Origin of the sequence: Streptomyces sp. NPDC018019 (assembly GCF_044327805.1) — a bacterium.
Taxonomy (GTDB): domain Bacteria; phylum Actinomycetota; class Actinomycetes; order Streptomycetales; family Streptomycetaceae; genus Streptomyces.
In genome coordinates, this window is record NZ_JBIRGD010000034.1 from 78,952 (window position 1) to 90,556 (window position 11,605).

Below are 11,605 nucleotides of genomic sequence, written 5' to 3' on the forward strand. Positions count from 1 at the left end.
CGCTCCCGCCCTTGCCCTCCGGCCACCCCGCAACCGGCCGGACCGGCCATGCCGAACTCTTCTGGTCCTGGAGGACAAGACCCGGCGCGAAATCGTCCGTTGCCTCAAGCGCTACGCTGCCCGGGAGGTCTTCCACGTGGTCGGACAGGTTCAGTCAGACCCCTGCTCATGGGGGCTGTCGTGACAGATGAGAGGGTCGGGCGGGTGAGTGAGACGACGGTGAAGACCCTGCAATACCGCTCTGACGGGCCGGAAGACGCGCCTTGTCTGGTTTTGGGTGCGGCGCTCGGGACCACTTGGCATATGTGGGATCGGCAGATACCCGAGCTGACCCGCCACTGGCGTGTCGTGCGGTTCGATCTGCCGGGGCACGGTGGGTCGCCCGCCTATCCGGCCTCCTCCATCGCCGAGCTGGCGGACCGGCTGGTGGCCACCCTCGACGCGCTGGGGGTGGACCGCTTCGGGTACGTGGGCTGTTCCATCGGTGGTGCGATCGGTGCCCAGCTGGCGCTCACCCGGCCGCAGCGCGTCACCTCGCTGGCCCTGGTCTCGTCCTCGCCGCGTTACGGCACCGCGGACGCCTGGCGCCAGCGCGGCGTGGTGATCCGTACGAACGGGCTGGACCCGATCGCCCGCACCTCGCCCGAGCGCTGGTTCACCCCCGGGTTCGCGGGGGCCCAGCCCGCCATCGTCGAGTGGGCCGTCCAGATGGTCCGTACCACCGACCCGGGCTGCTACATCGCCGCCTGTGAGGCGATGGCCTCCTTCGACGTCCGCTCCTCGCTCCAGCGGATCGGTGTGCCCACCCTCGTCGTCGTCGGCTCCGAGGACCAGGTCACTCCGACCACCGACGCCCGTACCCTGGTGGCCGGCATCCCGGACGCGAGCCTCGCGCTCGTGCCCGGCACCTCTCATCTGGCGCCCGTCGAGCAGCCCGCCGCCGTCACGGAACTGCTCATCCGGCACTTCACCGCCGCCTGGCACGACAAGCCGGGCGGTGCCACGCAGACCGCCATCGGCACCGCCGCGCCCAAGCCGGTGCTGACCGCCGCGCCGCCCCCGCCCGCGGCGCCCCCGGCCATCGAGTCCGGTCTCAGCCAGCCGGAGGCGGTCCGCGGCGGGGCGTACGAGCGGGGGAGCAAGGTGCGCCGCGAGGTGCTCGGCGACGCGCACGTGGACCGGGTGGAGGCCGGGACCGACGACTTCACCGGGGACTTCCAGGAGTTCATCACCCGCTACGCGTGGGGCGAGACGTGGACCCGCCCGGGGCTGGACCGGCGTACCCGCAGCATCGTCACGCTCACCGCGCTGGTCGCCCGCGGCCACCAGGACGAGCTGGCGCTGCACACCCGTGCCGCGCTGCGCAACGGGCTCACGCCCACGGAGATCAAAGAGGTGCTGCTGCACACCGCGGTCTACTGCGGCGTGCCCGCGGCCAACTCCGCGTTCGCCGTGGCCCAGCGTGTCATCCGTGAGGAGACCACCCCGGAGGCGTGATCCCCGGGGCCGGGCTCCGTCCCGCCCGGACCGTACGCCGTGGGGCCCGCGCGCCCTCCAGGGCCCGCCGCCCGCCCGCGCGGCAAGATGGGAACCATGGAACTCACGAAGAAGACCCACGCCTGTGTCCGGCTGGAGAAGGACGGGCAGGTGCTCGTCATCGACCCCGGTGTCTTCAGCGAGGAGGACGCGGCGGTCGGCGCCGACGCCATACTGATCACCCACGAGCACCCGGACCACTTCGACGAGCAGCGGCTGCGCGCGGGCATGGAAGCCCACCGCGGCGCCGAGATCTGGACCCTGGCCAGTGTCGCCGAGAAGATCTCCGCGGCCTTCCCCGGGCGGGTGCACACGGTCGGCGAGGGCGACACGTTCACCGCCGCCGGCTTCGACGTCGAGGTGCACGGCCAGCTGCACGCCGTGATCCACCCGGACATCCCGCGCGTCACGAACGTCGGCTACCTGATCACCACCGAGGACGACGGCGGCACCGTCTTCCACCCGGGTGACGCGCTCACCGTCCCCGAGGGCCGTACGGTCGACACGCTGCTGCTGCCGGTGCACGCGCCCTGGAACAAGGTCGCCGAGGTCATCGACTACCTCCGTGAGGTCCGCCCGCGCCGCGCCGTCGACGTGCACGACAGCCTGCTCCGGGACCACGCCCGCCCGGTCTACGACGGCATGATCGACAAGCTGGGCGGCACCGATCACACCCGCCTGGCCCCCGGTGACCGCACCGGTCTGAACTGAGAGCCACCGGCTCCGACTGTCACACCCCCGCTGTAGGTTTACGGATATGCGCATCGCGACCTGGAACGTCAATTCGATCACCGCCCGCCTCCCGAGGCTGCTGGCCTGGCTGGAGAACACCGGCACGGATGTGCTGTGCGTCCAGGAGACCAAGTGCTCGGCCGAGCAGTTCCCCCACGACCAGCTGCGCGAGCTGGGCTACGAGGCCGCGGTGCACGCCACCGGCCGGTGGAACGGCGTCGCGCTGCTGTCCAGGGTGGGCCTGGAGGACGTGACCCCCGGCCTGGCCGGCGGCCCGGACTACGAAGGGGTGCAGGAGCCCCGCGCCGTCTCCGCGACCTGCGGCCCGGTCCGCCTCTGGTCCGTGTACGTGCCCAACGGCCGGGAGATCGACCACGCGCACTTCGCCTACAAGCTCCAGTGGTTCGAGGCGCTGAAGGCGGCCGTGGCCGAGGACGCGGCGGGCCCCCGGCCCTTCGCGGTCCTCGGCGACTTCAACGTCGCGCCGACCGACGAGGACGTCTGGGACACCTCCGTCTTCGAGGGCATGACGCATGTGACGCCCGCCGAGCGCGCGGCGCTGGGCGCCCTGCGGGAGGCCGGACTGTCGGACGTGGTGCCGCGCCCGCTGAAGTACGACAAGCCGTTCACCTACTGGGACTACCGCCAGCTCTGCTTCCCGAAGAACAAGGGCATGCGCATCGACCTGGTCTACGGCAACGAGCCGTTCGCCAAGGCCGTCTCGGACGCCTACGTGGACCGCGAGGAGCGCAAGGGCAAGGGCGCCTCGGACCACGCCCCGGTGGTCGTGGACCTGGACGTCTGAGCCGGGGGCGCGCGGCAGGCCGAGCCCGGGGCCCGGCAGGCCGCGCGCCGGTCCGGTTCAGGGGGCGGTGGGCACCAGCGTGCGCAGGTCCACCGACTCCCCGAGCGCCCGCAGGCCCGCGTCCCCGGGATGCAGGTGATCGCCGCTGTCGTACGCGGGCCGCAGCCGCTGCGGGCGCCGGGGGTCCCGCAGCACCGCGTCGAAGTCCAGGACGGCGTCGAAGTCCGCGCCGCGCGCCCGCAGGGCGGCGTTCACGGCGGTACGCCGCGCCTCGACCGCCGCCGTGCAGTCCGCGAAGCCCTCGCACGGCGCGAGGGTCGCGGCCACCACCCGCAGCCCACGCCCGTGCGCGCGCCGGGCGACGGCCCGCAGCCCCGCCACGACCTCGTGTGCCGGGGTACCGGCCCGTACGTCGTTGATCCCCTCAAAGACCACGACCGTACGGACCAAGGGCTGCGCCAGGACGTCCCGCTCCAGCCGGTGCCCGGCGCTGACGCCGCCGGTGTCGGTGCTCACCCCGTCACCCCGATAGCGGTCGGTGACGACCCGGTTCGCCGCGATGCCGCTGTTGACCACCCCGTAGCGCGGCACCCCGTGCTGTGCCCGGAGGCGGCGGGCCAGTACGTCCGGCCAGCGCCGGTCGGCGCCCGCCGTCGAGCCCGAGCCGTCGGTGATCGAGTCCCCGAGCGTCACGACCGTCCCCGGCCCGCCCGCCACCTCCACCCCGGTCAGGAACGGCCAGCCGGTCAGCGTGCCGGGGTACGACGCGGCACCGGCGTCCCCCGTACGGTCGCCGCCGCCCGGCACGCCGGCGTAGGAGACCTGCCGGGACTCCCGGTGCACGGGAGCGGCCGTCACCGTCCCCGGCAGATACAGGCTGACCAGCAGGTTCCGGCCCGCGGGCACGGTGAGGCGGAGCGGATCGGCGTACGCCTGGGCGCCGGCCGGGATGCGCACGCCCCGCTGACCGCCGAACGTCAGCGCCACGGGTTTCCCCGCGGCCCCGGCTCCGCCGCCCGCGCCCTGTACGGCCACGCTCGCCGCCCCGAAGTCCACCGGCGCCGAGGCGAACGTGTTCGCCAGCCGGATCCGGACCCGCGACCCGCCCGCGCCACTGTGCACGACCAGCCGCAGCGTCTGGTCGCGCCATGGCCCGGCCTTCGCGTACCCGCCCGTACTCGCACCCCAACTGCCCGTCCAGCCGACGCCGTTGTCGCGCACCGCCGCAGCGAATACATGCAGGTCGGCCCCGGGCCCGGGGTCCCGGGGCAGGACGACGGCGGCCACCTCGCGCCCGCGCGCCACCGGCACGCCCACCGCGTACAGCCGCGCGCGCTCCGCCCGTTGGCCGCCCGGTGTGTTGATGTGCGGCAGCGCCACGGCCTTGGTGCTCAGCGGGCCCGTGCGCCAGTCCGGCGCGGTCAGCCGGTACGTGCTGCGCGTCCCGTCCCGGTAGCGGACCGTGCCGGTCCCGGTCACCGTGCCGCCGGTCGCGGCCACCAGCAGCGACAGGGCGTCGCCGCGCCCGCGCAGCCGTACGGCCTGGCCGTCGGCCCGTACGTTGTCCGGCCGGCCCGCGGCGGCGCGCGGCCACCGGAGCCGGGCCGCGTCGAGGGTGAGCACCCGCCCCGGCGTCCAGCCCGCCGCGGCGAGGTCCCGCGCGGACAGCGAGTTGCCCGCGCCGTCGAAGTCCGCCGACTCCGGGGCGGACGGCTCGCTGACCGCCGTGTTGTCGAAGAGCCGCTCCAACGGCACGGGCGACGCGCCCTGTTGGGGCGCCGCCGGGGCGGCCGTGGTCGTCAGGGGCAGGGCGAGCACCGGGGCGAGGGCCACGCCCCACAGTCGTACGCGCATACGGTCATTCCTTCCGCGGACACCGAGGACGGGCACGAGGGCCGGCCCGAGGCCGGGCGCGAGGACCGGCCGGAACCGGCGGCCCGGAGCGGCGATCCGGTCACCGGCCTGCCGCGCGCCTGTGGCCACCGCCCCGGCCCGGGTGGGACGCTACGCCCATGAACATGTCTTTCCTGGACAAGTGGCGCAAGCGGCCGGAAGCGATCCCTGCTGTCGAAGGCGACCCCGAAGGCGCGGCCGAGCTGCTCGCGGAGTGCGAGCTGCTGCGCGCCCAGGCCCAGACCGAAGGCGTGGAACTGGACGACACGGTGCACTCGTTGGAAGCCCTGGACCAACTGCGTCCCGCCTGGCGCGACGACCCCGAGGTGGTGACCTGGCTCGGCAACGACGCGGGCTTCTACCTGGGCACGGTGCTGGTGCGCACGGTGCCCGGCGCCAGCTGGAAGGTGTGGCCGGGCGGCGAGCCGGTCGTCCGGCTCGCGTCCGGCCGGGAGGTGGACGTGGTGACGGCGGGCCGGGACTGGGCGGCCACCGGCGCGCCCGAGCTGTGCCAGCTCTACGCGGAGGCCGCCGAGGACTGACCGGCCGCCCGGCCCCGGGTCTTGCGATCTCGGAAGACCCGGCCTAGACGAACCCGATGTCGTACGCGAGCCGCCACCGGTCGGCCCGGACGACGATGTCCGAGGTCTCCACGGCCCGTCCGTCCGCGTCGAAGTGGGTGCGTTCCACGACCGTCACGCACTGTCCGGGTGAACAGCCCAGTGCCTCCGCCTCGGCACTGGAAGCGGGCCGGGACCCCACGCGCTCCTCGGCGCGCACCACCCGGATGCCGATGGCCGCCATGCGCCCCCGGACGCCACGCCGGGCATAGGGCCCGCACTCCGGGAAGACGACGTCCGTGCCCTCGGTGATGGCGAGCGGCTCCCAGCTCGTGGCGAGTTGCACCGGCTGCCGGTTGGCCAGGTACTCGTACACCGACCGGACCACGCCGGTGCCCGGCACGATGCACAGCCGCCGCGCCACCCGGTCGGACGCGGCGTCCGTCGTCGAGGACGCCTCCCAGGTCAGCGGCGCGCCGTCGGGCGAGCCCTCCAGGGTGATCCGGGCGGCGAACGGGGAGTCGACGGCGCCCGTGGACCGCAGCAGGGTGCCTATCGGCGCCCGGTCGGCCACGAACACCCCGCGACCGAACTGGCCTTCCGCGTAGCCGGCGGCCTTCAGGACGCGGACCGCCCGGTCCACCGTCTGGTCGCTGGCCTCGTACGCCCGCTTCAGCTCGGAGCGGGACGGGATGCGCGCGCCGACGGGGAGCACCCCTTCGTCGATCTGGCGGCGCAGGTCGTCGGCGATGCGCTGGAAGACAGGTCGGTTGTCACCCATGACCACAGGCTAGGTACGCAGGCAGGCTCTGTGTACCTAGGGAAGGGCGGCGGGGCGGCCGTCCGCCCGGCCGTCCCCGTACCCGGCACGCGTGGACATTTTCTCCGGTAATCGGGGGTTGTCATGCCATCTGTGCGTGTCAGCGGAGAAGGCCCGGTTTCGTGCGGGTAGGTTGCGGTGTCCTGGCTGGACGGATGAGAGTGAGCAGGGCTGCACATGGCCGGTGATGCGCTGATCGAGCTGCGCGGGGTCAACAAGCACTACGGGAAACTGCATGTCCTCCAGGACATCGATCTGACCGTCGGCCGCGGCGAGGTGGTGGTCGTCATCGGGCCCTCCGGGTCCGGCAAGTCCACCCTGTGCCGCACCATCAACCGCCTCGAACCGGTCGAGTCCGGCACCATCACCCTGAACGGCCACCCGCTCCCCGAGGAGGGGCGGGAACTGGCCAGGCTGCGTGCCGAAGTCGGCATGGTCTTCCAGTCCTTCAACCTCTTCGCGCACAAGACCGTGCTGGCCAACGTGATGCTCGCACCGGTCAAGGTCCGGGGGCGCAAGAAGGAGGAGGCCGAGCGGCGGGCCCGCCAACTCCTGGAACGGGTGGGCCTGGCGGCGCACGCCGACAAGTACCCGGCGCAGCTCTCCGGCGGCCAGCAGCAGCGGGTGGCCATCGCCCGCGCGCTCGCCATGGAACCGCAGGCACTGCTCTTCGACGAGCCGACCTCCGCCCTCGACCCGGAGATGATCAACGAGGTGCTGGAGGTCATGCAGCAGCTGGCGCAGGAGGGCATGACGATGGTCGTCGTCACCCACGAGATGGGGTTCGCGCGCTCCGCCGCCAACCGCGTCGTCTTCATGGCCGACGGCCGGATCGTCGAGGACCGTACGCCGGAGGAGTTCTTCACCGCGCCCGAGAGCGACCGTGCCAGGGACTTCCTCTCCAAGATCCTCAAGCACTGACCGGGGGCGCCGCCATGCACCAGACCCGAACCGCCCTCGCGGCGCTCGCGCTGACCGCCGTCGCGCTGCTGGCCGCCGGCTGCGGCAAGTCCGGCAGCCCGCCCGTCAAAGGCCCCAAGGGCAGCCAGCTGCCCCGCTACACGACCGCCACGGGATTCCAGCTGCCCGCCTCCGCGACCTGGCGCAAGGCCAGGAGCCGGGGCCGGCTGGTGGTCGGCGCCAAGGAGGACCAGCCGTACATGGGGGAGCGGGACCCGGCCTCCGGGACGTACACCGGCTTCGACATCGAGATCGCCAGGATGCTGTCCGCCTCCCTCGGCTTCGACCCGAAGACGGTCCAGTTCAAGACCATCGCCTCCGCCAACCGCGAGACCGCCCTGCAGAACGGCCAGATCGACTACTACGTCGGCACCTACACCATCAACGCCAAGCGCAAGCAGCAGGTGGGCTTCGCCGGCCCGTACTACATGGCGGGGCAGGGCCTGCTGGTGCGCAAGGACCAGAAGGGCATCGACGGGCCGCGGGACCTGGCGGGCAAGAAGGTCTGCTCGGCGGCCGGCTCCACGCCGTACCAGCGCATCCAGGCTGACTACCCCGAGGCCGACCTGGTCGCCTACGACACGTACTCGGTGTGCGTGGACAACCTGCTGACGTACCAGGTGGACGCCGTCACCACCGACGACGCGATCCTGATGGGCTACGCGGCCAAGGTGCCCGACGAGCTGAAGCTGGCCGGGAAGCCGTTCTCCGAGGAGCCGTACGGCATCGGCGTGCCGCGCGGGGACACCGCGCTGCGCCTCGCGCTGGACGACGCCCTCGCCGCCCACGAGAAGAACGGCGACTGGAAGAAGGCGTACGACGCGACGCTGGGCCTGTCCGGCGTCCCCGCCCCGCAACCGCCCGCCATCGACCGCTACCCGGCGGGCTGAGGACGAGGACCGCCCATGAACGTGCTCCTGGACAACTTCTCCCTCTACGGGAAGGGCCTGCTCGGCACCGTCGAACTGACCGTCTTCGCCTCGCTGCTCGCGCTCGTCGTCGGGGTGCTGATGGCGGGCTTCCGGGTGGCGCCGGTCGGCTCGCTGCGGGCGCTGGGCACCGTGTGGGTGATGGTGCTGCGCAACACCCCGCTGACGCTGCTGTTCTTCGCGGTGCTGCTGGGGCTGCCGCGCTTCGGCGTCGTGCTGCCCTTCAAGGTGTTCGCCGTGCTGGCGCTGGGCTGCTACACCTCCGCCTTCATCTGCGAGGCGGTGCGCTCCGGCATCAACACCGTCCCGGTGGGGCAGGGCGAGGCGGCCCGCAGCCTCGGCATGACCTTCGCGCAGACGCTGGGCGACGTGGTGCTGCCGCAGGCGTTCCGCACCGTCATCCCGCCCATCGGCTCCACGCTCATCGCGCTCGCCAAGAACTCCGCGATCGCCGGCTCCTTCAGCGTCGTCGAACTCCTCGGCACCTACAAGACGCTCAACGAGCTGGGCTACAGCATCATCTGGTCGTTCGTCTGGATCGCCGTCGGCTACCTGATCGTGACCCTGTCCATCAGCGCGCTGTTCAACGTGCTGGAAAAGCGCTGGGGGGTTCCCCGATGACCGCCACCGCCCTCTATGACGTCCCCGGCCCGCAGACCCGGCGCCGGCACCGGCTCTACGGGGCGGCCGCGACCGTGGTGATCCTGGCCGTCCTGGCCTGGGCCGTGTACCTGCTCATCGACACCGGGCAGTTCAGCGCCCGCAAGTGGTCGCCGTTCGCCTACAAGGGCATCCAGGAACTGCTGCTCGAAGGGCTGGCCAACACGCTCAAGGCGTTCGCCTGCGCCGCGGTGCTGTCGCTCGTCCTCGGCGCGGTGCTGGCCGCCGGCCGGCTCTCGGAGCATGCGCCGGTCCGCCGGGTGAGCACGCTGCTGGTGGAGTTCTTCCGCGCGATGCCCGTACTGGTCATGATCTTCTTCATCTACGTGGCCCTGAAGGCCGAGCCGCTGTACGCGCTGGTCGCCGGGCTGACGCTGTACAACGGCTCGGTGCTGGCCGAGGTGTTCCGGGCCGGCGTCCACTCGGTCGACCGCGGGCAGCGGGAGGCCGCGTACGCGCTGGGCATGCGCAAGACGCAGGTGATGACGCACGTCCTGGTGCCGCAGGCGGTCCGGGCCATGCTGCCCACGATCATCAGTCAGCTCGTGGTGGCCCTGAAGGACACCTCGCTCGGCTTCCTGATCACCTACGAGGAGTTCCTGCACGCCGGCAAGCTGATCGCCTCCAACCTCGACTACGACCTGCCGTTCATCCCGGTCGTCCTGATCATCTCGCCGATCTACATCGGCATGTGCATGCTGCTGTCGTGGTGCGCGTACCGGGTCGCCAAGTGGCAGCGCCGCAGCCTGAAGACGAAAGCGGTGGACGTGAACGCGCCGGAGCCGGGGACCCTGCTGCCGGGGGCGCAGCAGCAGCGCTGACGCCCCGGCCGCCCGGCCCGCGCTCAGTCGCGCACCGGCACCGACACCCACGACGGGTCGCTCGCGGGGGAGGAGAAGGTGAGTTCGGCGCCGGACGGGTTGTGCTCGATGTAGAGCGGGTCCACGGAGTCCACGACCACCGCCAGCCGGTGGCCCGCCGGGACGTCGTACGCCGTCGAGAACAGCTCCAGGTCCACGCCGAACGGTGTGCCCGGTGTCTTGCCGTGGAACGTGAACGGCGCGTGCGAGACCAGTTTGCCGACGCCGAGCGGTCCGACGTCGTACAGGTAGGCGATGCCGGTGCCGCTCCCGGCGGTGCTGGTGACGGTGGTGTGCAGCTTCGCCGTGCCGCGTACGTGCTGGGCGCTCGCGTACCGCTCGGACTGCCACACGGCGGCGGCCGAGCGCGGCAGCAGCGGGATCGAGGCCATCGGCGGCAGCCGGAGGAACTGGTCCAGGAGGCTGGAGAGGAAGATCGTGCCGCCGTTGGCGCCGGAGTCCCGGCCGGTGCGGATGCGGTGGGTGCCGTTCAGCTCGATCCGGCGGTTCCCGGAGGGGACGTCCTGCCAGCTCTTGTAGCCCTCATAGGCGCCGGTGGAGCGGGATTTCAGCTGTACGGGGGCCTCCCGGTCCACGCCGTTGTCGGCGCCCTTGAGGTAGTGGTCGAACCAGCGCCTGGTGTGGTCCCAGGTGTCGTTCGGCAGGCCGAGCAGGCCCAGGCCCTCGGCGGTGGCGTGGTCACCGGGCCGGAACTCCAGCCGCTTGGGCCCCTTGAGCTTCTCGTAGAAGTCGGCGTACTGGTTGGGCGGGAAGAGCGAGTCGCCCCAGGCGTTGCCCAGCATGATCGCCGCGCCATTGGCGTTGATCTTGTCGAGGTAGGTGACCGGGGACCGCTGGGCGCCCCACTTGATCATCTCGCCTTCCTTGGCCAGGTTGGAGCCGAGGAAGTCCTTGAGGATGCCGGTCAGTTCCGGGCCGGGCCGCCCGGTGAGCGCGCCCGCGCCGCCGAGCATCGCCGCCGCCTGGAGGTGCTGGGTGCGTCCGCTGTAGATCGAGTCGATCAGGTCGGCCCAGCCGCTCAGCGCCGCGACCGCCTTGACCCGCCGGTCGAAGGCGGCGGTCAGCAGGCTGATCCCGGCGCCGTACGACACGCCGCCCATGCCCACCTGGGCCGGGTCGGCCGGGGTGTGCGCCAGCGCCCAGTCGATGACCTTGGAGGCGTCGGCGATGTCCGCGGGACCGGCCGTCTCGATCTGCCCGCCGGACTGCCAGAAGCCCCGGGAGTTGTAGCCGACCACCACGTACCCGGCGTCGGCGAGCTTCTTGGCCTGCGCGACGTACTCGATCTGCGGCATGGCCCAGCTGGTGGGCAGCACGACGAGCGGGTAGCGGCGGCCGGGTACGGCGTCGCCCGGGGTGAAGACGTTGGCCTTGAGGGTGATGCCGCCGTCGCCGGTGATGTCGACGAACCGCACGTCGGGGAAGCGGGCGGCGAGGTCCTGTTGCGTCGTGGCGCCGCCGCGCGCGCCGGCCGGGGGCGCGGTCGCGGCGGAGTTCGCCGCCGGGGCGCCCGCGAGGGTGGAGGTGGCGAGCACGGCCGCGGATACGGTGCCGACGGCGGTGCGCAGCGTGGTGCGGGAGGGCGACATCTACTGCTCCAGGTGCTCCAGGAGGGGGACTGAAGTGACTGGAGAGTAAGGTGTCGCTCTTACCGCTGGTAACCCGTCGGTAGGTTACGGATGGGTAACGTGGTGCGGTCCGGGACCGGGCCGTCCGGTGGTGGGCCCCGCCCGCGGGCCCGGCGCCCCGCGGGCTCAGAGGCCCCCGGCCCGCCCCCCCACCCCGGAGGGGGTGTCCGCCCCCCGGACGCCCCCCCCCCCGCGCGGGCC

General features: G+C 72.5%; 11 protein-coding genes. 8 read left to right on the plus strand and 3 right to left on the minus strand.

What is annotated here, in order from left to right; translation table 11 throughout:
* Positions 1 to 204 precede the first annotated feature (204 nt).
* The 3 genes from pcaC (at position 205) to ACH4FX_RS37125 (ending at position 3,073) form a co-directional block, all read left to right on the plus strand.
* Entirely contained in the window at positions 205 to 1,497 is a 1,293-nt protein-coding gene (gene pcaC, locus ACH4FX_RS37115; protein ID WP_398485888.1) for a 4-carboxymuconolactone decarboxylase, read from the plus strand.
* Positions 1,498 to 1,593: 96 nt separating this feature from the next.
* A complete protein-coding gene (locus ACH4FX_RS37120; RefSeq protein WP_398485889.1) occupies positions 1,594 to 2,247 on the plus strand; it encodes an MBL fold metallo-hydrolase in 654 nt (217 codons plus the stop codon).
* A 46-nt stretch (positions 2,248 to 2,293) separates the two neighbouring features.
* On the plus strand, positions 2,294 to 3,073 hold the full coding sequence (locus ACH4FX_RS37125) for an exodeoxyribonuclease III (RefSeq protein ID WP_398485890.1): 780 nt from the start codon (positions 2,294 to 2,296) through the stop codon (positions 3,071 to 3,073).
* A gap of 57 nt (positions 3,074 to 3,130) precedes the next feature.
* Here the strand turns inward: ACH4FX_RS37125 and ACH4FX_RS37130 are convergent, their stop codons facing one another.
* Positions 3,131 to 4,927 carry a GDSL-type esterase/lipase family protein gene (locus ACH4FX_RS37130; RefSeq protein WP_398485891.1) on the minus strand — a complete coding sequence of 599 codons (1,797 nt, stop codon included), beginning with the start codon at positions 4,925 to 4,927 and terminating at the stop codon, positions 3,131 to 3,133.
* Positions 4,928 to 5,085: 158 nt separating this feature from the next.
* Here ACH4FX_RS37130 and ACH4FX_RS37135 point away from each other — a divergent pair, with 158 nt between their 5' ends.
* Positions 5,086 to 5,508 (plus strand): DUF6278 family protein, encoded by a 423-nt coding sequence (locus ACH4FX_RS37135; RefSeq protein ID WP_398485892.1) that lies wholly within the window; start codon positions 5,086 to 5,088, stop codon positions 5,506 to 5,508.
* Between the two features lie 43 nt (positions 5,509 to 5,551).
* On the opposite strand, the gene ACH4FX_RS37140 is transcribed toward ACH4FX_RS37135, so the two are convergent.
* Positions 5,552 to 6,307 (minus strand): GntR family transcriptional regulator, encoded by a 756-nt coding sequence (locus ACH4FX_RS37140; protein ID WP_398485893.1) that lies wholly within the window; start codon positions 6,305 to 6,307, stop codon positions 5,552 to 5,554.
* Positions 6,308 to 6,523: 216 nt separating this feature from the next.
* Between ACH4FX_RS37140 and ACH4FX_RS37145 the strand changes: the two genes are divergently transcribed.
* Genes ACH4FX_RS37145 through ACH4FX_RS37160 form a run of 4 tightly spaced genes read left to right on the plus strand, consistent with a single transcriptional unit; the run spans position 6,524 to position 9,716 of the window.
* Positions 6,524 to 7,267, plus strand: a complete 744-nt coding sequence (locus ACH4FX_RS37145) for an amino acid ABC transporter ATP-binding protein (RefSeq protein ID WP_398485894.1) — start codon at positions 6,524 to 6,526, stop codon at positions 7,265 to 7,267.
* Positions 7,268 to 7,281: 14 nt separating this feature from the next.
* Positions 7,282 to 8,196, plus strand: a complete 915-nt coding sequence (locus tag ACH4FX_RS37150; RefSeq protein ID WP_398485895.1) for a glutamate ABC transporter substrate-binding protein — start codon at positions 7,282 to 7,284, stop codon at positions 8,194 to 8,196.
* Between the two features lie 15 nt (positions 8,197 to 8,211).
* Complete coding sequence (locus tag ACH4FX_RS37155) at positions 8,212 to 8,856, plus strand: amino acid ABC transporter permease (RefSeq protein WP_398485896.1); 645 nt, start codon at positions 8,212 to 8,214, stop codon at positions 8,854 to 8,856.
* Complete coding sequence (locus tag ACH4FX_RS37160) at positions 8,853 to 9,716, plus strand: amino acid ABC transporter permease (RefSeq protein WP_398485897.1); 864 nt, start codon at positions 8,853 to 8,855, stop codon at positions 9,714 to 9,716. The genes ACH4FX_RS37155 and ACH4FX_RS37160 overlap by 4 nt, the downstream gene beginning before the upstream one ends.
* A 23-nt stretch (positions 9,717 to 9,739) precedes the next feature.
* Here the strand turns inward: ACH4FX_RS37160 and ACH4FX_RS37165 are convergent, their stop codons facing one another.
* Positions 9,740 to 11,365 (minus strand): alpha/beta fold hydrolase, encoded by a 1,626-nt coding sequence (locus ACH4FX_RS37165; protein ID WP_398485898.1) that lies wholly within the window; start codon positions 11,363 to 11,365, stop codon positions 9,740 to 9,742.
* Positions 11,366 to 11,605: the final 240 nt, after the last annotated feature.

Bases quoted from the DNA above. Each gene is read 5' to 3' on its own strand.
- ACH4FX_RS37120 (WP_398485889.1), top strand. From the start codon at position 1,594: ATGGAACTCACGAAGAAGACCCACGCCTGTGTCCGGCTGGAGAAGGAC.
- ACH4FX_RS37125 (WP_398485890.1), top strand. From the start codon at position 2,294: ATGCGCATCGCGACCTGGAACGTCAATTCGATCACCGCCCGCCTCCCG.
- ACH4FX_RS37130 (WP_398485891.1), bottom strand. From the start codon at position 4,927: ATGCGCGTACGACTGTGGGGCGTGGCCCTCGCCCCGGTGCTCGCCCTG.
- ACH4FX_RS37135 (WP_398485892.1), top strand. From the start codon at position 5,086: ATGAACATGTCTTTCCTGGACAAGTGGCGCAAGCGGCCGGAAGCGATC.
- ACH4FX_RS37140 (WP_398485893.1), bottom strand. From the start codon at position 6,307: ATGGGTGACAACCGACCTGTCTTCCAGCGCATCGCCGACGACCTGCGC.
- ACH4FX_RS37145 (WP_398485894.1), top strand. From the start codon at position 6,524: ATGGCCGGTGATGCGCTGATCGAGCTGCGCGGGGTCAACAAGCACTAC.
- ACH4FX_RS37150 (WP_398485895.1), top strand. From the start codon at position 7,282: ATGCACCAGACCCGAACCGCCCTCGCGGCGCTCGCGCTGACCGCCGTC.
- ACH4FX_RS37155 (WP_398485896.1), top strand. From the start codon at position 8,212: ATGAACGTGCTCCTGGACAACTTCTCCCTCTACGGGAAGGGCCTGCTC.
- ACH4FX_RS37160 (WP_398485897.1), top strand. From the start codon at position 8,853: ATGACCGCCACCGCCCTCTATGACGTCCCCGGCCCGCAGACCCGGCGC.
- ACH4FX_RS37165 (WP_398485898.1), bottom strand. From the start codon at position 11,365: ATGTCGCCCTCCCGCACCACGCTGCGCACCGCCGTCGGCACCGTATCC.